The sequence below is a fragment of the Gordonia sp. (in: high G+C Gram-positive bacteria) genome, from assembly GCF_049647785.1.
Taxonomy (GTDB): domain Bacteria; phylum Actinomycetota; class Actinomycetes; order Mycobacteriales; family Mycobacteriaceae; genus Gordonia.
The window spans coordinates 13,413-33,029 of sequence record NZ_JBARYI010000066.1 but is presented as its reverse complement, the minus strand read 5'-3'; the positions used below and the strand labels follow the sequence as shown (position 1 = coordinate 33,029).

At 62.3% G+C, this 19,617-nt stretch carries 19 protein-coding genes; 5 read left to right on the top strand and 14 right to left on the bottom strand.

All coding sequences use genetic code 11. From position 1 onward, the window contains the following. Positions 1-33: 33 nt before the first annotated feature. Positions 34-753, bottom strand: coding sequence for a hypothetical protein (locus WBA38_RS10455; RefSeq protein WP_424297098.1), 720 nt, complete (start codon positions 751-753; stop codon positions 34-36). Between the two features lie 60 nt (positions 754-813). Then, positions 814-2,379, bottom strand: coding sequence for a tRNA (N6-isopentenyl adenosine(37)-C2)-methylthiotransferase MiaB (miaB, locus tag WBA38_RS10450; protein WP_424322655.1), 1,566 nt, complete (start codon positions 2,377-2,379; stop codon positions 814-816). A 170-nt stretch (positions 2,380-2,549) separates the two neighbouring features. Here miaB and WBA38_RS10445 point away from each other — a divergent pair, with 170 nt between their 5' ends. From WBA38_RS10445 to WBA38_RS10430, 4 genes are all read left to right on the top strand, one after another. After that, complete coding sequence (locus tag WBA38_RS10445) at positions 2,550-3,278, top strand: amino acid ABC transporter ATP-binding protein (protein WP_424322664.1); 729 nt, start codon at positions 2,550-2,552, stop codon at positions 3,276-3,278. 105 nt (positions 3,279-3,383) lie between these two features. Continuing rightward, positions 3,384-4,367 carry a glutamate ABC transporter substrate-binding protein gene (locus WBA38_RS10440; RefSeq protein ID WP_424294563.1) on the top strand — a complete coding sequence of 328 codons (984 nt, stop codon included), beginning with the start codon at positions 3,384-3,386 and terminating at the stop codon, positions 4,365-4,367. Then, positions 4,368-5,051, top strand: a complete 684-nt coding sequence (locus WBA38_RS10435) for an amino acid ABC transporter permease (RefSeq protein WP_424294560.1) — start codon at positions 4,368-4,370, stop codon at positions 5,049-5,051. Then, positions 5,048-5,950, top strand: a complete 903-nt coding sequence (locus WBA38_RS10430; protein WP_424322654.1) for an amino acid ABC transporter permease — start codon at positions 5,048-5,050, stop codon at positions 5,948-5,950. The genes WBA38_RS10435 and WBA38_RS10430 overlap by 4 nt, the downstream gene beginning before the upstream one ends. 59 nt (positions 5,951-6,009) lie before the next feature. Here the strand turns inward: WBA38_RS10430 and WBA38_RS10425 are convergent, their stop codons facing one another. The 7 genes from WBA38_RS10425 to pgsA form a co-directional block, all read right to left on the bottom strand. After that, positions 6,010-6,540 carry a regulatory protein RecX gene (locus WBA38_RS10425; RefSeq protein WP_424294558.1) on the bottom strand — a complete coding sequence of 177 codons (531 nt, stop codon included), beginning with the start codon at positions 6,538-6,540 and terminating at the stop codon, positions 6,010-6,012. 32 nt (positions 6,541-6,572) lie between these two features. Continuing rightward, positions 6,573-7,616 carry a recombinase RecA gene (gene recA, locus WBA38_RS10420; RefSeq protein ID WP_424294557.1) on the bottom strand — a complete coding sequence of 348 codons (1,044 nt, stop codon included), beginning with the start codon at positions 7,614-7,616 and terminating at the stop codon, positions 6,573-6,575. A 218-nt stretch (positions 7,617-7,834) separates the two neighbouring features. After that, positions 7,835-8,029 (bottom strand): DUF3046 domain-containing protein, encoded by a 195-nt coding sequence (locus WBA38_RS10415; RefSeq protein WP_424294556.1) that lies wholly within the window; start codon positions 8,027-8,029, stop codon positions 7,835-7,837. 37 nt (positions 8,030-8,066) lie between these two features. Beyond that, a complete protein-coding gene (locus WBA38_RS10410; RefSeq protein ID WP_424294555.1) occupies positions 8,067-9,239 on the bottom strand; it encodes a glycosyltransferase in 1,173 nt (390 codons plus the stop codon). Between the two features lie 65 nt (positions 9,240-9,304). Continuing rightward, complete coding sequence (locus WBA38_RS10405) at positions 9,305-10,114, bottom strand: PspA/IM30 family protein (RefSeq protein ID WP_424294554.1); 810 nt, start codon at positions 10,112-10,114, stop codon at positions 9,305-9,307. Between the two features lie 49 nt (positions 10,115-10,163). Further along, complete coding sequence (locus WBA38_RS10400) at positions 10,164-10,553, bottom strand: helix-turn-helix domain-containing protein (protein ID WP_424294553.1); 390 nt, start codon at positions 10,551-10,553, stop codon at positions 10,164-10,166. A 199-nt stretch (positions 10,554-10,752) separates the two neighbouring features. Beyond that, on the bottom strand, positions 10,753-11,418 hold the full coding sequence (gene pgsA, locus WBA38_RS10395; RefSeq protein ID WP_424294552.1) for a CDP-diacylglycerol--glycerol-3-phosphate 3-phosphatidyltransferase: 666 nt from the start codon (positions 11,416-11,418) through the stop codon (positions 10,753-10,755). A gap of 26 nt (positions 11,419-11,444) precedes the next feature. On the opposite strand from pgsA, the gene WBA38_RS10390 reads away from it, so the two are divergent. Further along, entirely contained in the window at positions 11,445-11,978 is a 534-nt protein-coding gene (locus WBA38_RS10390) for an amino-acid N-acetyltransferase (protein WP_424294551.1), read from the top strand. Here the strand turns inward: WBA38_RS10390 and WBA38_RS10385 are convergent. From WBA38_RS10385 to dapA, 5 genes are all read right to left on the bottom strand, one after another. Continuing rightward, entirely contained in the window at positions 11,973-12,977 is a 1,005-nt protein-coding gene (locus tag WBA38_RS10385; RefSeq protein ID WP_424294550.1) for a TerC family protein, read from the bottom strand. The two genes, WBA38_RS10390 and WBA38_RS10385, sit on opposite strands and share 6 nt — an antisense overlap. A gap of 209 nt (positions 12,978-13,186) precedes the next feature. Continuing rightward, positions 13,187-15,850 (bottom strand): DNA translocase FtsK 4TM domain-containing protein, encoded by a 2,664-nt coding sequence (locus tag WBA38_RS10380; protein WP_424322663.1) that lies wholly within the window; start codon positions 15,848-15,850, stop codon positions 13,187-13,189. A 365-nt stretch (positions 15,851-16,215) separates the two neighbouring features. After that, positions 16,216-16,848, bottom strand: a complete 633-nt coding sequence (locus tag WBA38_RS10375) for a TIGR03085 family metal-binding protein (protein WP_424294549.1) — start codon at positions 16,846-16,848, stop codon at positions 16,216-16,218. Next, on the bottom strand, positions 16,845-18,710 hold the full coding sequence (locus WBA38_RS10370) for a ribonuclease J (RefSeq protein ID WP_424294548.1): 1,866 nt from the start codon (positions 18,708-18,710) through the stop codon (positions 16,845-16,847). The genes WBA38_RS10375 and WBA38_RS10370 overlap by 4 nt, the downstream gene beginning before the upstream one ends. Beyond that, positions 18,710-19,615, bottom strand: a complete 906-nt coding sequence (dapA, locus tag WBA38_RS10365) for a 4-hydroxy-tetrahydrodipicolinate synthase (protein ID WP_424294547.1) — start codon at positions 19,613-19,615, stop codon at positions 18,710-18,712. The genes WBA38_RS10370 and dapA overlap by 1 nt, the downstream gene beginning before the upstream one ends. Positions 19,616-19,617 lie beyond the last annotated feature (2 nt).

Genomic DNA, 19,617 nt, shown 5'->3' with positions numbered 1-19,617 from the left:
AGCAGGATCAGCAACTCCAAGCTTTTGCGTTGGCTAGTCGTCCTTGGTTTTGCCGTTGGTCCCGGTGGTGTCGTCGCCTGCGGCGTCAGCACCGGTGTCAGCGTTGTCGTTCTTGACCTCGTCTGCCTTCGCCTGCGCGGCCTTGGCTTTGCTGCTCGGGGCAACCGGGCGCTGCAGGGACAGGCCGAATGCTTCGCGATCGGCGGCTTCGGCACGACGCTGCTGCTCCAAGGCCAACTGGTAGGTGCTGCGGTTCCACACCACTCGCGCCCAGTGGAACACCAGCACCATGGTGACGAACCAGCCGAGGATCAGGCCCGCTCCAGCGCCTGAAGGCTTGACGGTTTCGCCGACACCGACGGTGTTGCGCGTCCAAATGGCCAACATGCCCGCGACTGCGGCAACTGCGGTGCCGCACAGGGCAATCCACGCGAGGATCCAGCGACGGGTAAGCAATGCCAGGCTCGAGAAGCCGATCGCGAAGATGACGAGCAGATACACAAAGATCTGCGACGGCAGCTTAATGTGCTCGTCGTGCGCCGTCTGCGACATGGTGATGACGTCGAGGCCCGTCGCTTTACCGGCGTGCGGCAACACCAGCGAGAGCATGGCCAGCAGGACACAGGCGGCCACGACCATGGCGCGCGCTCCGGGATCGATCTCCCCCGCGACCTTCTTCTCGGCCTTTCGGAGTTCCTTCTCGTACTGGTTGAAGGTTTCCATGTCTTCCTTGCTCATCACGTTCCTACTCATCGCAGTGTCCTTGGATAGCCCAGTGTTCTGAAAATGCAGCGCCTTCGAAATGCCGGGTCGTTACGTGGCTGGCGCAATTCCGCAACCGGTGACGGGTTCCGGTGCGGGGACCGCACCGATCGACGGCATCCCGAGTCCCACCCCGACGGGGGGCGTCGTCGGCGTGGTGCCAGCCTCGTATGCATCGCCAGCACGCGTCCGACGATGCGTCGCGACCCCACTGTCAGCGATCAAGAAGTAGGGCGTCGCTTCGGTGATAGCGACAGTCACCACGTCACCTGGACGGATCGTGCTGGCGTCCACGGCACCGAGACCTCGGGCTTGGAAGTGGACCAGTCGACCGTCGCGGGCGCGGCCGGTCATGCGGCCGGTTGCCGAGTTTTTACGCCCTTCACCGGCAGAGACCAACAGTTCCGCTTCGGTGCAAATCAGTTCAGTGTTGGCTTCCAAGCAAATCCGCTCCTGCAGCGCGATCAACCGCTGGTAGCGCTCGGTCACCACTTCCGGCGGCACCTGGTCGGGCATCGTTGCTGCGGGAGTTCCCGGGCGCGGCGAATACTGGAAAGTGAAGGCGCTGGAGAATCGCGCCTTTTCAACGACGTCCAGGGTCTCGGCGAAGTCTTCTTCCGTTTCACCGGGGAAGCCGACGATGATGTCGGTGGTGATGGCGGCATGCGGCATCGCGTCGCGTACCCGCTCAAGGATGCCCAGATACTTGGTCTTGCGGTAGCTGCGGCGCATCGCCTTGAGGACGCGATCAGATCCCGATTGCAGCGGCATATGAAGTTGCGGGCAGATGTTCGGAGTTTCGGCCATCGCGTCGATGACATCGTCGGTGAACTCCGCCGGATGCGGCGAGGTGAATCGGACGCGTTCCAAACCATCGATCTTGCCGCAGGCGCGCAGCAGATCGGCGAACGCACCGCGATCCCGCGGGATGTCGGGGTCAGCGAACGACATCCCGTAGGCGTTCACGTTTTGGCCGAGCAAGGTAACTTCGAGGACTCCTTGGTCGGCGAGTGCCTGCACCTCGGCCAGAACATCGCCCGGGCGACGATCGACTTCTTTACCGCGCAACGACGGCACGATGCAGAAGGTGCATGTGTTGTTGCAGCCGACCGATACCGACACCCAGCCCGAATAGGCGGAATCACGTCGGGCCGGCAACGTCGACGGGAACCGATCCAGCGATTCGAGGATCTCTACTTGGGCTTCCTCGTTGTGGCGCGCGCGTTCCAACAGCACCGGAAGCGAACCAATGTTGTGGGTACCAAAAACGACGTCGACCCACGGAGCACGCTTCAGGACGGTGTCTTTATCTTTCTGCGCCAAGCATCCACCGACGGCGATCTGCATGCCCGGCCGGTCGGCCTTCACCGGTGCCAGGTTCGAAAGATTGCCGTACAACTTGTTGTCGGCGTTTTCACGCACCGCACACGTGTTGAAAACCACCAGGTCGGCGTCGTCGGCGTTCTCCGCGGCGATGTATCCGGCGTCTTCCAGTAGGCCGGCGATCCGTTCGGAATCGTGCACGTTCATCTGACATCCGTAGGTCCGGACCGTGAAAGAACGCGGAGAACTCACCGCATCCTCGGTTGTCGCTACGTTGGGGGCCTCAACACTCACCCCTCCAGGTTACGTGCCGTGCCAAATCAGCCCACGTCACACCGGGGTCACGGAACTAAACAACCGGCTTCGGCTCCAGGGAAATCGTTGCCATGCCGCACTCCCAAATGCCCACACCCCGTCGAACGGCCAACTACGTTGTACCCATGGCCGATACGAATGCCGCACCAATGATCTCAATGACCAACGTGCAGAAGCACTATGGCGATCTCCATGTGCTCCAAGACATCAACCTTGAGGTTCCGCGCGGGCAGGTGGTCGTGGTCCTTGGACCGTCCGGCTCCGGAAAATCGACGCTCTGCCGCACCATCAACCGGCTGGAACCAATAGATAGCGGCGAGATCCGCATCGAGAACGTCGTTCTACCCGAGGAAGGTCGTGATCTGGCAAAGCTCCGCGCCGACGTCGGCATGGTGTTTCAGTCGTTCAACTTGTTCTCACACAAGACCATTCTCGAAAATGTGACCCTGGGCCCGTTGAAAGTACGAAAGGCGTCCAAGGCCGATGCGACAGCGCGGGCGATCGAACTCTTAAATCGCGTCGGTGTTGGCACCCAGAAGGACAAGTACCCGGCGCAACTGTCGGGCGGTCAACAGCAGCGCGTCGCCATCGCCCGGTCGTTGGCGATGAGTCCCAAAGTCCTCCTGTTCGACGAACCTACCTCCGCACTCGACCCCGAGATGGTGAGCGAAGTCCTGGACGTGATGGTGTCTCTCGCCAAAGAGGGCATGACGATGGTCGTGGTGACCCACGAAATGGGCTTCGCCCGCAAGGCCGCCGACCGGGTCATTTTCATGGCCGACGGTCAGATCGTCGAAGACACCGACCCGGAGTCATTTTTCACCGCGCCGAAGTCCGAGCGCGCCAGGGACTTCCTGTCGAAGATTCTTGGAGGCTGACCGGTGACCGATACCAACCAACTGGGCCGCTACAAACAGGGCCACAGCCAGCCTGGCAAGAGAAAGAGAAATACAGGCCGCCGACGGCACCCTGGGCGATCACCGCTGGCGTCAATCCTGATCATCGGGGCGGCACTGACCGTCCTGACCGCACTGCTGACCGCCTGTGGCAGTTCTGAACCGCGGAATCTTGTCGAGTCCATCAAATCCGGCCACGTCGTACTTGGGACCAAATACGACCAGCCGGGTATGGGCCAGCAAGGGCCAGACGGGAAGGTCACCGGCTTCGACGCCACCGTCTCCGAATTTGTCGTCAACAACATCGCAGACCGTCTCGGCGTTCCGCACCCGGAAATCACCTGGCGTGAAACACCATCGGCGCAGCGTGAGACGCTCATCGCGAACGGCGAAGTCGACATGATCGCCGCAACCTATTCGATAAGTGCCAGTCGCGCAAAGAAGGTCGATTTCGCGGGACCATACCTCATCACCTACCAGGGTCTATTGGTTCGCGACGATGACGATTCCATCACCACCCTCGCCGACCTCAATGACGGCAAGAAACTGTGTTCGGTCAGCGGTTCTACCTCGGCCCAGAACGTGAAGAAGCAACTTCCCGGTGTGCAGTTGCAGGAATTCGACTCCTACTCGTCGTGTGTTGAAGCCCTCCGACGAGGCAAAATTGATGCCCTCACCACCGACGAAACGATCCTCGCGGGCTACTCAACCCGCTACCCCGGCGAGTTCAAGCTCGTATCGATGACTTATCCGAAAGACGCTTGCGTCAACGACACGCAGAAGAAAGCCGGGCAGCCGTTCTCGAAAGAACGCTACGGAATCGGCATGGCCAAGAACTACCCCGCCGCCGTCACCGAGGTCAACACCGCACTCAAAGCCATGCTTCAGCCGGCACCGGGCACCGATAAGTCGCCGTGGAGCGTGGCGCTCCGCGACTCACTCGGCAACGAGACGGTGAACGCTTGGATCGCACGCGCCGATGCTCCCGGATCGCAGTATCAACTCTTTCCCGACGTCGGGGACATCGCATTCCTGACCGCACCGTCAACTCCCTGCGAAGGAGGCGCCTAAATGTCTGAATTATGGGCCAGCATGGGCCCGGCGATCTGGCCCGCCTTTTGGATCACCATCAAGCTGACGTTCTTTTCGGCAATCGGCGCCCTCATTTGGGGCGTGATCCTCGCGGGGATGAAAGTCTCGCCGGTGCCGGTGATGCGGGGCTTCGCGACCGTCTATGTCAACGTCGTCCGTAACACCCCACTGACACTTATCGTGCTTTTCTGCTCCATCGGCCTCTACCAAAACTTGGGCCTGACGCTGGCACCAGAAAACTCGCACTTCATCGAGAACAATAACTTCCGGCTCGCCGTCCTCGCCTTCATCCTGTACACCGCCACTTTTGTCTGCGAGACCCTCCGCGCCGGGTTTAACACCGTACCGCTGGGCCAGGCGGAGGCGGCTCGTTCGCTGGGACTGTCGTTCACGCAGGTATTTGGGCTGATCGTACTCCCGCAAGCATTGCGCACGGTGATCGCGCCTCTCGGCTCAGTGCTAATCGCGCTCACCAAGAACACCACGATCGCCTCCGTCATCGGTGTTGCCGAGGCGTCATTGCTGATGAAGACCGAGTTGGAAACCTACAGTGACCAAATCCTGGTGATCTTCGCGATCATTGCGATCGGCTTCATGATCATCACGCTCACGGAGGGCGCGATCTTTGGTTGGGCCGCCAAGCGATGGGCGGTCCGGCGATGAGTGATCAATCGACAGTTCTCTACGATGCGCCCGGTCCGAAGGCTCGGATCCGCAACGGGATCACGGCGGTCGTGTTTGTCGCGATCGTAGTCGCGATCGCTGCCTACATCATCAAGATCCTCGCCGATAATGGTCAGCTCGACGCCGAGATGTGGAAACCTTTCACAGTCTCTGGAACGTGGACTACGTGGCTACTGCCTGGCCTGTGGGGAACGTTGAAGGCCGCGATCGTCTCGATCATCCTGGCCCTGATTCTCGGTGCCCTGCTGGGTGTCGGCCGCATGTCCGACCACCGATGGATCCGGATCGTCAGCGGCTTCTTTGTGGAAGTCTTCCGGGCCATCCCGGTGCTGATCCTGATGTTCTTCGCGTACTTCCTTTTCGCCAAGTACGCGGTGGTGCCGTCTTCACAGTTGTCGTTTGCGGCGGTTGTTTTCGGCCTGACCCTGTACAACGGGTCCGTCATTGCGGAGATCCTGCGAGCGGGGATCCAAGCCGTTCCACGCGGACAGTCCGAAGCTGCGCAGTCAATCGGGTTGCGGAAGTCGCAGATGATGCGCATGATCCTGCTCCCGCAGGCCGTGACCGCGATGCTTCCCGCGTTGATTTCCCAGATGGTGATCGCGTTGAAAGACAGCGCTCTGGGCTACGCTTTCGGCTACCTCGAAGTGGTTCGTTCCGGTATTACGTCCGCTTCTTACTGGGGAAACTATCTGCCGTCCCTGGTGGTAGTCGCCGTCATCATGATCGCGATCAACTTCTGCCTCACCGGCTTGGCCAGCTTCATTGAGCGGCGTCTCCGCCAGGGGCGACGCAAGACGAATGCGCCCGACCCGGACGTGGCCGAGTTAGAAACCATGGAGAACGTTCCCGGCTTCACCCGCATCGGCAAACCTTAACGAACGCAGCCGTCCCCCTCAGCCGCAGCTGAGGGGGACGGTTTTGTCTCGGATGGCAATCACGCTCTATCCGTGGCTCGGGCCTCGTCCAATACTTCCTTCACAACCGAGCCGATGACGTCCGGCGGAAAACCTCGTCGGCCAAGTGCTCCCGCTAGTCGACGATAGGCTTTACTGCGTAGCGCGTGATCGTGCAGGTCCTCCCCTGACACGTTCAGCTTTTTGCGGGCCAGGGCGAGGGCACTCGCCCGCTCGTCTTCCGGCTCTATTTGCGAGAGGGCCTCGGCAGCCAGGTCGTCGGCGATGCCCTTTGTTCGCAATTCACGTTTGAGCGCCAGTTGCCCGCGACTCGATGTGGCATGCCTCGACCGCACCCACTCCGTGGCGAAGTCGGCGTCGTTGAGGAGGTCGGCCTTCTCGAGTCGGCCCATGGTCGTCTCAATCTCGTCGGACGTAAAGCCCCGCTGCTGCAGCCGCTGACGCATTTCGGCCCGGCTCCGGGCACGGACCCCCAAAAGTCGCAACGCGACATCCCAGGGAGTCGGACCGGGCCGGGCCGAACGCGACGCGGTGTTGTTACTGTCAACCATCGCGCACACCAAGCTCACACGGAGCTAGGTCCTCAGAATTCGACCGGTTCGGGTGCGACCTCGTCGGCCTCGACTGCCGGACGACCAATTCCGAGCTTGTCTTTAATCTTGTTCTCGATCTCGTCTGCCACATCCGGATTCGCCAGCAAGAACTTGCGTGCGTTCTCCTTGCCCTGCCCCAATTGGTCGCCCTCGTAGGTGAACCACGAACCCGACTTCCGGATGAAGCCTTCGGCAACGCCGAGGTCGATTAGCGAGCCCTCCCGGCTAATGCCCTGGCCGTAGAGAATGTCGAACTCGGCCTGCTTGAAGGGCGGAGCAACCTTGTTCTTCACGACCTTGACACGGGTACGGTTGCCGACCGCGTCGGTGCCGTCCTTCAGCGTCTCGATACGGCGAACGTCGAGGCGGACCGACGCATAGAACTTGAGAGCCTTACCGCCGGTCGTGGTCTCCGGCGAGCCAAACATGACGCCGATCTTCTCACGCAACTGGTTGATGAAGATCGCGGTGGTGTTGGTGTTGTTCAAGCCGGACGTCATTTTCCGCAGGGCCTGGCTCATCAGGCGTGCCTGCAGACCGACGTGGCTGTCGCCCATCTCGCCTTCGATTTCAGCTTTAGGGACCAGCGCTGCCACGGAGTCGATAACCAGGATGTCGATACCCCCGGAGCGGATCAACATGTCGGCGATTTCGAGCGCCTGCTCACCGGTGTCGGGCTGAGACACCAGCAGAGCGTCGATATCGACTCCCAACTTGGCGGCGTACTCCGGATCGAGGGCGTGCTCGGCATCGATGAAGGCGGCGATACCGCCGGCAGCCTGAGCATTGGCAACTGCGTGCAGGGCCACCGTGGTTTTACCCGAGGACTCCGGGCCGTACACCTCGACAATGCGACCGCGGGGCAGGCCACCGATGCCGAGCGCGATGTCGAGAGCGACCGAGCCGGTCGGAATGACCTCCATCGGCGGGCGCGTGTCTTCACCGAGGCGCATCACCGAACCCTTGCCGTAGTTCTTGTCGATCTGGGCCAGCGCCAGATCTAGCGCCTTCTGCCGATCATTGGTGGGTGCCATCTTCTCTCTCCTCCGGGTGCTCTGTGTGGATCGAACTGCTGTTGCCGAGCTGTTGTGGTCGAGCTTTCTTGCTGTCGGACCACACATTAGGAGCAGGGTCTGACAATTCTGCTTCGCGCGGTCATTAATTAGACGCACCAGAGCGTGCTCCGGTTCCACTTTCTAGAATAGCGAACAGATGTTCGATAGCAATTCGACACGCCGAAATTGGCTTGGCTCTACCAACGTTCGGCGGGTACCTCAAACTCTCGGCAAAGCGCACGCCACACCAGCTTGGGATCAACCCCGGCGGCGATTGCCTCATTGCCAGTTTGCCCTCCGACCTCAGTCAATACCAGGTCTTCGAGCAGCATGGCGATGCGTTCGCTACCGAACTCCTCTTCGGCGAGCTCAGTGAACTCAGTCAGTCGCACAACTGCCCCTCACGATCTAGAGTTCCCCCGCTTGCGATCAACCAGCGTAATACCCGTTGACCGCATCGGCATAGGCGCGATGAGTCACGACCACAGGATCGACAACACCCGCCGCAGTCGCCGCGACACCTTCCGCCGCTGCGACGTAACCGGGATCGTCGAGCACTGCGACGATCGCCTCCATCAAGGCCTCCTCGGTGGCCGGACGAACCAGCACGCCGCAGCCAATCCGGTTCACCCGATTGGCCAACTCCCATTGATCGCCTCCGCCGGGAACTGTCACCACCGGCACGCCAGCCATCAACGTCTTCGCCAGCATGCCGTGCCCCGCACCGCACACGACGAGAGCTGCATCAGGTAGCAGTTCGTCCTGGCGGGCAGTCGCGGCAACCAGGCCTTCCGGCATCGTTTCCCCCTGTGGTGGGTGGAGTGCCGAATACACCACGCGCAGCGGACGGGACGCCTGCAGTCGCGCCAAAGCGGCGAGGGCGACGGACCCCAAATCCGCCGAGCCGGTCGCCGCCGTGGAAGGCGCGACCACGATCAGCGGACCTTCACCAGCGGGCCGGTCGAACAGTTGCGTCGTGGGTTCAAACAGTAAGGGACCCACCAGATGGGCATTGACCGGCCAGTCCGACCGGGCTAATTCAAGCCCTGGCAGTGTCGCCACGAAGCGGGCGATGGGTTGTGGCACGTCGGACAGTTCAATACTGCGACGGGCAGCCACGCGTTGCCGGTGCCCCTTCGCGGTCGAGCGGCTCGCCCCGGCCCGAAGGACGATGTCGCGAAACTTGCCGCCGATCCCAGTTCCCGGCACCATGCCCGCACCGATGGGAGGCAGGTCGAGAGAGTTGTCATAGAGCGGATGAGGAGACACCTCGATCCATGGAACTCCGACCAACTCGGCCGCCCACCCACCTGCCAGGGTGATGGCGTCACTCAAGACGATATCTACGTCAGCCGCCGCGAGTTCCGGGGCCAACTCCAAAGCCATGCGCGCAGCTCGAACACTGAGCTTGGCACCGGCATCGTCGTCGTCGTCACCGGGTCGGGGCGCCAACCCCGGCAGTGGACGGACGTCGAGGTGGAAGCTCTCCCCCGCCGCTGCCCACTTTTCGCCGGTGTAGACGATCGGCTTGTCACCACCCGCCGCAAAGGCGGTTGCTAGTGCGAGCGCCGGGAATGCGTGCCCGGCGTCCGATCCGGCCACGATCGCTACCGTGAGCGGTGTGCGCCCCTGTCTGTCGGCCGGTGACCGGCCGACAGCCTGAAGAGTCAGTTGGTTTCCGCGGAATTCGGTGCGGGCGCTGCCGCACCCTTCTCGACCTGCGGCGCATTGGCGGCCGACTGCCCGGGCGTCAGCGACCCGCCCATGGAGGCGCGGATCTGTTCGAGGCGAGCGTGGCCCGCCATCTGCACACCAGAGGCCTCGACTTCGGCCATCCGACCGGCAACCGACCCCTTCGCCAACTCCGCCGAACCCAGGGCGTTGGCGTATCGGCGCTCGATCTTCTCCCGAACCTGATCGAGGTTGGGGGTGTTACCCGGGGCCGAAAGCTCGCCCATCTGATTGAGCGAGGCGCTTACCTGCTCCTGCATCTTGGCCTGCTCGAGCTGACTGAGCAGCTTGGAGCGCTCGGCGAGCTTCTGCTGCAGCTGCAGCGCATTGCGCTCAACGGCCTGCTTGGCCTGCCCCGCCGCCTGCAGCGACTGGTCGTGCAAGGTCTTGAGGTCTTCGACATTCTGCTCGGCCGTCACCAACTGGGCCGCAAAGGCCTCCGCCGCATTGGTGTACTCGGTGGCCTTGGCTGCGTCGCCAGCGGTCGCCGCCTGATCTGCCAACGTGAGCGCCTGGCGCGTATTGGCCTGCAACTTCTCGATCTCTTCGAGTTGCCGGTTCAGACGCATTTCCAATTGGCGCTGGTTGCCAATCACGGCGGCAGCCTGCTGCGAAAGCGCCTGGTGTTGGCGCTGCGCATCCTCGATCGCCTGCTGGATCTGCACCTTCGGGTCGGCATGCTCGTCAATCTTCGCGTTGCCGAGCGCCATCAGGTAATTCCAGAACTTCACAAACGGGTTGGCCATCTGTTTTCCACACTCCTCGGAACGCGCTGTCGGCGTTCAGGTCAGTCGATTATGCGGCGGCGAGAGCCGCGGGAATTCCCGCGCCGTCCACCGAAACTTCTTGGGGGGCAAGCACTTCAACAACCGTATCTGGCACTTCGACGACACGGTCGCCGACCGTGTCGGGAATCTCGACGAGCGTATCCGGCGAGATCATCGATGTACCGGCCGGGCTCAACACTCCCGCGACCTGAAACAGCACATCGCCGATCGGGACTTCGAGGGCGCCGCAAATCGACGCCAGCAGTTCGCTTGACGCTTCCTTTTGCCCGCGCTCCACCTCCGACAGGTAGCCGAGCGAGACCCTCGCGTCGGTCGAGACCTCACGCAGCGTGCGTCCCTGACCTGTTCGAACTCGGCGCAACTCGTCGCCAATCGCTTCACGCAAGAGCAATGTCACGCGCGAACCTCCTCACGATTGCAATTCATCGACCCGCAATGCGGGCCATCGATCTCTCTGAAAATCCTGCGGCTCATTCCAGAAGCCTGTGCCGTCGAGACTAGCGGAATTACGGGGCGATCGCCGCCGACATTCGCGACGCTCGCGCCGGAAACTTCGGCTCCACACCACTGATCATCAACGTCCCCGGGGTAAGCGACTATTCCGGCGTCTTACGTTCGACCGGCGACGGTTCCTGCCGCTGCCGCATGGACCACGCCCGCCACAGATAGTCGAGGCCGGTCACGATGGTCGCCACGACCGCCGCAATCATCAGAACCCAGGCGGCCACATGCCACGCGCCCGTCAACGGCAAGACGAACAAACCGATGGCCACCGATTGCAGCAAAGTCTTAAGTTTGCCACCGCGACTAGCCGGAATAATCCCGTACCGAAGCACCCAGAACCGCAAAGCGGTAACGCCAATTTCGCGAACCAGGATGACCACCGTGACCCACCACGGGAGCAAGCCCAAGATCGACAGGGACAGCAGCGCCGCACCGATTAACGCTTTGTCTGCTATCGGGTCGGCCATCTTCCCGAAGTCGGTCACCAGGTTCAGTTGCCGCGCCAGTTTGCCGTCGAGTTGATCGGTGACGGCTGCGACAACAAAGATGACAAACGCTGCAATCCGCCATCCGGTCGAATCTCCGCCGTCGGCAAACATCACCACCACGAAGACTGGAACCAACACGATCCGGAACACAGTTAATGCGTTCGCGATGTTCAGCACCGGTACGGCATCATCGCCGATTGCTCGGTGTACGGGCTCAGTCACGTCGTTAAGCCTAACGTCCTGGCATTCGGGCCCTCCCAAAGGGCGCATTGATTACCTGCGACTATCCTTGAAACATGATGATTGAACATCCCGACCCGCGAACCGGCGAGCCCACCGCGGTGCTCGTCCGACGTGCCAGGACCTCGGATGTTCCCCGAATCAAAGAGCTCATCGACATCTATGCTGGCGAAATTCTCCTTGAGAAGAACCTCGTCACGCTTTACGAGTCGGTCCAAGAGTTCTGGGTCGGCGAAGTCGCCGGGCAGGTCGTCGGCTGCGGTGCGCTGCATGTGATGTGGACTGACCTCGGAGAAGTCCGCACCGTTGCCGTCGACACCGCCTACGCCGGGCGCGGCGTCGGCCACAAAATCGTCGCCCGTCTGATGGATGTAGCGCGCGAACTGGAATTGGACCGCGTTTTCGTCCTGACCTTCGAGACAACCTTTTTCGCCCGTCACGGCTTCGTCGAGATTGAAGGAACGCCAGTCTCGCGAGAAGTCTTCGACGAGATGTGCCGCTCGTACGACACCGGTGTCGCCGAGTTCTTGGACCTGAGCTACGTCAAGCCCAATACCCTCGGCAACACGCGGATGATCGCGCACCTATAGCGTCGAGTTCGAGTCGAGCGATTTCTGCTCGCGGCGCTTACTGACGACCAGGCTGGCAATCGTGGTGACCACGAGTGTGCCGCCGATAACGGCCAACGACAGGCCGGTACTGATCTCCGGCACAGAGACCGGTTCACCGCCGTTGATGAAGCCCAGCGTGTTTTCGTGCAGTGCATGCAGGATCAGCTTCGCGCCGATGAACGCCAAGATCAACGACAGGCCATACGACAGGTAGATCAGCTTGGTAAGCAGTCCACCAAGCAGGAAGTACAACTGGCGCAGTCCCATCAGTGCGAAGGCATTTGCAGTGAAGACCAGGTAGGGCTCCTGCGTGAGACCGTAGATCGCCGGGATTGAATCGAGCGCGAAGAGGACGTCAGTAAAGCCGATGACGATCAGGACCACCAACAGCGGAGTCATCACGCGCTTGCCGTCGACTTTGCTGAACAGTTTGTCACCGTCGTAGGTGTCGCTGGCCCGGAAGTACTTCTTGAGGATCTGCGAAATGCGACTATTGCGCGCGGTTTCGTGTCCCGCGGGATCGTCCGACTCTGAGACAAGCTTCACGGCGGTGAACAGCAGGAACAGACCGAAGAGGTAGAACACCCAGCTGTAGGCGTTGATCGCGGCCGCACCGAGGGCGATGAAGCCAGCACGCATCACCAGGGCCATCACAATGCCCAGCAACAACACCTTCTGCTGGTACACCCGAGGAACCGCGAACTTCGTCATGATCACAACGAAGACAAAGAGATTGTCGACCGAGAGCGCTTTCTCGGTGACGTAACCGGCGAAATACTCCCCGCCGGAGGTCGAGCCCCATTGCCACCAGACGAAGAGCCCGAACACCACAGCGATGGTGATGTATACGGCCGACCAGAAACCCGACTCACGCAGGGTTGGCTCGTGCGGGGTCCGCACGTGCGCAAAAAAGTCGAAGACGAACAGCCCGAGGATCACCACAATCGTGATGACCCAGGTCAACAATGAAACATCCATAAGGAATCCTCCAACACGTAGCACGAAGCGACGATGTTGAAGGTCTCTCCCACCAGCCGAAGTGATGGCTGGCGACGGTCCCGGGAACGTTGATCGCCACCGATGGCGGCGCGAAACAACGGCCCGTACTGACGGGAACGTCTACGAGTCGGGGATACTCCCCTCCAAGATCGGTGTAAGCCTACCGAAAAAGTCGGTGATCGTCATCATCAGTAGGCCCCTGAACTGTCAGGGTCGCTGTCGGCGGCGGGCATGTCGCCGCCGCCGGTGATGGAGGCAATCACACCGGCCAGATCCTCGGGCTTCACCAAGACCTCGCGGGCCTTCGAGCCTTCGCTGGGGCCGACGATTTCGCGGGTCTCCATCAGGTCCATCAGACGGCCGGCCTTGGCGAACCCGACGCGGAGCTTTCGCTGCAACATCGACGTTGACCCGAACTGGCTCGACACAACCAGTTCGATCGCCTGCAGCAGGTCATCGAGGTCGTTACCAATATCGGCGTCGATGTCCTTCTTATCGCCAGCCTTGGCACTGGTAACGCCCTCGGTGTATTCCGGCTCGGACTGTTCGCGGGTGAATTCGACAACCGCCGAGATTTCTTCGTCGGTAATGAACGCGCCCTGCATGCGGACGGGTTTGTTGGCACCCATCGGCAGGAACAGCCCGTCGCCCATGCCGATTAGCTTCTCCGCGCCCGGCTGGTCCAGGATCACGCGCGAGTCCGTCAACGAACTGGTCGCGAACGCCAGACGACTGGGCACGTTGGTTTTGATGAGCCCGGTGACGACGTCGACCGACGGGCGCTGGGTGGCCAAGACCAAGTGAATGCCCGCGGCGCGTGCCTTCTGCGTGATGCGCACGATCGCGTCTTCCACATCGCGAGGGGCGGTCATCATCAGGTCGGCGAGCTCATCGACGATCGCCACGATGTACGGGTAAGGCTTGTACACGCGTTCGGAGCCCAACGGGGTGCTGATCTCACCCGAGCGAACCTTGTCGTTGAAGTCGTTGATGTGGCGGACACGGGAGGCCTTCATGTCCTGGTAGCGCTGTTCCATCTCGTCGACCAGCCACGACAGCGCGGCGGCTGCCTTCTTTGGCTCGGTGATGATCGGCGTGATCAAATGCGGAATGCCCTCGTAGGGGGTCAGTTCCACCATCTTGGGGTCGATCAGGATCAGTCGGACTTCTTCCGGCGTCGCCCGGGACAACAGCGAAACAAGCATCGAGTTGACGAAACTCGACTTACCCGAGCCGGTGGAACCGGCCACCAGCAAGTGCGGCATTTTCGCGAGATTCGCACTGACGAAGTCGCCCTCGATGTCTTTGCCGAGACCGATGACGAGGGGATGTCGTTCCTTCCGAACGGCTGGCGCGGCCAGCACATCCGACAGTCGAACCATCTCGCGGTCGGAGTTCGGTACCTCGATACCGACGGCTGACTTACCCGGAATTGGTGCCAGCAGTCGAACGTTATCGGTGGCGACGGCGTACGCGATATTGCGCTGCAGTTGGGTAATCTTCTCGACCTTGACGGCCGGACCCAATTCCACCTCGTACCGGGTGACCGTCGGGCCGCGCGTGTACCCGGTGACAGCGGCATCGACCTTGAACTGTTCGAGGACCGTATTGATGCGGTCAATCATTTCGTCGTTCGCGGAGGTCCCCTGCTTGGCCGGCTCGCCGGCAATCAGCAAGTTCGCTGGCGGCAGGATGTAGTCCGAGTCCAGGGACGGGTCGGCGAACGAGGCTGGCATGGCGCGCGGTTCTGGTTCGACCGACGCGTCGGGTGCTGTCGCCGGTGCCGGTCGGCGACGCGCCCGCGACCCCTCAGCCGGACTGACCGGAGCGGCCGGGACTGCTGCGGGCAAATCATCGAAGGCGACGGTCGGATTGTCGTCCACGGGGACGTCGTCAAAGTCCATCCCGCCGCGCTCGATGGGCTCGGTCACGAGGTCCGGAATGTGCGCATCGCGGTCTTCACCCGCGGTCGGTCGCGTCCGTGCACGAGAACCGGCTGGGCGCGCGCGCCGGCGAGTGTCGGGCGGATAGTTCAGGTAGGGGTCGGAGTTGCGCGTGGTGAGGGCCCCTCGGTCGCCGCCATGGTTGTCGCTGCCGTAGGTGTCGCTCTCGTAGGTGTCGCTGTCGCCGTAGCTGTCGTCGGCGTAACTGTCGTATTCGGCGTCGGCACCTCGGTCGTCGTCGGCCTGGCCGTAGTCGCCATCGTCGGCATACTCGTCGCCGTACTCGCCGTCGCCATACTCGTCGTCCTCATAATCGTCGTACTCAGTGTCGTCGTACTCGATGCCGAGTCCGAGGTACGACGACACCGCGGCGATAACTTCACCGGCTGTGCGGCCACTGAGTGCCAGCAAACCGAAGCCCGCGAGCGCGAGGAACAGCGGCACGGTCAGCCACACGGTGACCGCGTCGGTCAGCGGCGATCCCAGCATGTAGCCGAAGAAGCCTGCCGACTGCGCGCGGGCGTCATAGTCCGAGGGTGCCCCGTACATGAGGTGGGCGAGTCCGAGTGTGGAAATGACCAACAGCAGCGATCCCACGGTGTTGCGAAGGCGTCGTGCGGGGTTCGCGGGCAGACGCATGATGAGCACAGCGACAGCCAGCAGCACGACGGGCACCACGTAAGCCAAAGTGCCGAATCCGGCGCGGACTAGGGCATCGAGGAAGCCACCGACCGGCCCAAATGCGCGGAACCACACGCCGATGGAGATGAGCGCCGCCACCAGGACCAGGGCAAGCCCGACGCCGTCACGCCGACGAGAAGGCTCGTCGTCGCGGTGTGCGCCAATGCGGGCGAGGCTACCGAGACCGCGTGCCGCCAGATTCCAACTGCCAACCGCGGCGCGTCCCAGGCCTTGGGCCACCGAAGGTCGATGTGCTGCGGGGGCGCGCTTGAGATCTTGCGAATGCGCAGGTCGACGTGCGGTCGAACCGCCTTGGGCTGGCTGCTTGCGCGCCCCGCCGCGGGCGGTGGCTCCATTCTTCGACGATCCGCTTCGGTTTGATCCGGATCGGTTTGACGCAGAAGGTTTTGACCCAGTTGCGCTCGCTCGAGTTCCCCCGCGTGCGGCGCCGCTGCGTGGTTTACCGCTCGTGGAACCCGAGCGGCTGCGCGTAGAAGCATTGGAAGCCATGGCCCCCAGCCTAGTGCCCATTGATCACAATAATCACACTGGCAACACGCGATGGTGTCGCTTGTGTCGATTCCGTGACCTGATCACAACCGACGTTGCGCGCTCCGAAGACTCGCGATTGCCGTGGAAGGACCCGCAAACTTCACATCGACGGGTGCCCGACCAAACGAAAACAAGAGCAACTCGCCGATCGTTCCGGTCACCGAGACCGGCTCTCCCCGACCAACGGACATCACTTCGCGACCATCTGCGGTCGTCATGGTGGCCCGCACCGGAGAGGCCGCCATGATCCGCTTGCCGACTGTGCGCAGCGGGAAACTGAGTGCCTGCACCAACTCTGGAGAGAGATCGCGCGGTGTCACCGAAGCGTCGGGGGCCTCGGCTCCGCGCAGCACGTCCTCGTGGTGGACAAACATCTCGGCGAGGTTCAGGTAGCGATCGGCTACCCGGAACGGCGAATACCACGGAGGTCCCTGCGCCAGTTGAACCAGTAACTCTTCCCACGGTGTATCCGCGTAACTCTCGGTGACGGCAGCCGTGTGCGAGGCGAGCGCACCCACAAAGATGCCCGCGGTCGCGTCGAGGCGACGCTCCCGCATAATCAGGTGCACCGCCAGGTCGCGGGTGTTCCACCCCGCGCACAGGGTCGGTGCGTCCGGACCCGTCGCACGCATCGTATCGACGAGGGCCGACCGCTCCGACCGGGCAAGACTCACCTGTTTTCCCCCACTGCGATCACGGTCGGGACAATCATCGGACGACGGCGGTACTTTTCAGCCACCCAGCGGCCAACCACGCGCCGGACCGTTTGTGCGATTCGATGGGTATCGGTGACTCCCTCGTTCGCGAGTTCGGTCAGCGCCTTGTCCACGAGATCCGCGGCGGCCGACAGGGCCCCGGGATCATCGGAGAAGCCACGTCCGGACACCGTCGGCTTGGAAATGCGCGCACCGGTCGCCGCATCCACGGCGACCGAGATCGATATGAAACCGCCCTCCCCCAGGACCAGGCGGTCCGAAAGGGTCGAATCGCCAACATCACCGACGGACAGGCCATCGACGTAGACGTAACCGACGGGCACACGACCGGTGATCTGCGCGCGTCCGTCCACGAGATCGACAACAACACCGTCCTCGGCAAGCACAATCCGGTCGGCGGGAACACCCGTCGCCTCAGCGAGCGCGGCGTTGGCGCGCAGGTGACGCCATTCACCGTGCACCGGCATCGCATTGGACGGTCGGACGGCGTTGTACAGGTACAACAGTTCGCCAGCCGAGGCGTGACCGGACACGTGCACCTTGGCACTCGCCTGAGTTACGACCGTCGCGCCGCGCTTGGCGAGCCCGTTCACGACGGCAAAGACCGAGTTCTCATTTCCGGGGATCAACGACGATGCCAAGACAACAAGGTCATCGGCCCGAATGTTGATTTGGCGGTGCTCGCCGCGGGCCATCCGCGAGAGCGCCGACAGCGGTTCCCCCTGCGAGCCCGTCGAGATAAGGACGAGACGGTGATCCGGCAGGGTTGCCGCCGTGTCCATATCGACGATGACGCCCTCGGGGACCGTCAAGTACCCGAGGTCTTGGGCAATCTGCATGTTGCGAACCATCGAGCGGCCCACGAACGTGACGCGGCGGCCGTGTCGATGCGCAACGTCGACGATCTGCTGGATGCGGTGCACGTGGCTGGCAAACGACGCCACAATCACGCGTTGTCGAGCCTTGCCGATCACATTGTCGAGGACACCACCGATCTCACGCTCGGGCATCACGAAACCCGGCACCTCGGCGTTGGTCGAGTCCACCAGGAATAGGTCGACACCTTCGTCGCCCAGTCGGGAGAAGCCCGCGAGGTCGGTGAGGCGGTTGTCGAGCGGCAACTGGTCGAGTTTGATGTCGCCGGTGTGCAGGACGAGGCCGGCGGGGGTACGAATCGCGACGGCGAGGGCATCGGGAATGGAGTGGTTGACGGCAAAAAACTCGCAGTCGAACACGCCGTAGCTCTGCCGATCGCCTTCGACGACCTGGATGAGATTGGGGCGCAACCGGTGTTCGCGACTCTTCGCGGCCACCAGGGCGAGGGTGAATCGCGAGCCGACAATCGGGATGTCAGCTCGGAGCTTGAGCAAAAACGGCACGGCACCGATGTGGTCTTCGTGGCCGTGGGTCAAGACGACCGCTTCGATGTCCTGGACCCGGTCTTCGATGTAGCTAAAGTCGGGCAGGATCAGGTCGACGCCCGGCTGCTGGTCTTCGGGGAACAACACGCCGCAGTCGACGATAAGCAGTTTGCCGCCGTACTCGAAAACCGTCATGTTGCGGCCAATTTCGCCGATACCGCCGAGCGCGACGATTCGCAGACCACCCTGCGGAAGCTTGGGCGGGGCCGGTAGTCGATCAATGACGTCGCCGGTCACGCCGGACCCCGTCGCCGCTGCGACCTGCGGCGACAACTTCTTGGCGGCACCCTTCTTCGCCTCTTTCTGGACGGGCGGGCCCGCCTTGCGGGAAACCCGGCGACGCGACTGCTTAGCTCCATCTTGCGAATTACTGTCGCCGGACGAACGAGATTCTGACATTAAGAGATCACCTCTGCTGCGCGCAGGTCGGAGATGAGAGATTCGATCTGAGTGGGTTCGGCTGCGACCTGCGGCAATCGCGGATTCCCCACCTCCAGACCGGTAATGCGCAAAGCGGTCTTCACCATGGTCACGCCGCCGAGGCGGCCCATCGCGTCGACGAGTGGCGACATCGAGGTCGCCAGAGTCCGTGCGGTCGCCAGATCGCCAGCCAGCACTGCCGCACGCATGTCCCGCAGGCGGCCCGGAACCAGATGGCCGATCACGCTAACGAAACCGGTGGCCCCAATCGACAACCAGGGCAGGTTCAGCGCGTCTTCCCCCGACAGGTATTCCAGGTCGGTGGCGGCCATGATCTTGGCGGCGGCGTGCAGGTCGCTCTTCGCGTCCTTCACCGCCTTAATGTTTGGGTGTTCGGCGAGCCGGAGGATCGTCTCGGTTTCGATGGGGATCACCGAACGCGGCGGAATGTCGTAGAGCATCACCGGCAGACTGGAGGCGTCCGCTACCGCGCGAAAGTGCGCGAGGACCCCGGACTGCGGCGGCTTACTGTAGTACGGCGTGACGATCAGCAGTCCGTCAGCGCCGAGAGCTTCGGCCTCCCGGGCTCGCCGGACCGATTCGGCCGTGTCATAGCTTCCAGCTCCGTGGACGATCTTGGCGCGATCGCCGACGGCCTGGCTGACGGCGCGCAAAAGGTCGTTCTTTTCTTGGACGGTAGTGGTCGGAGATTCGCCGGTGGTGCCGTTGACGACGATGGCATCGCATCCGTTGTCAACCAGGTGCGTTGCCAATTCAGCTGCTTTGTCGAAATCAACTGCGCCCTGCGCGGTGAGCGGGGTCACCATTGCCACCGAGACTGTCCCGAACGGGTGTTCCGAGGTTCCTGAGTCAGCGGAGTTCATGC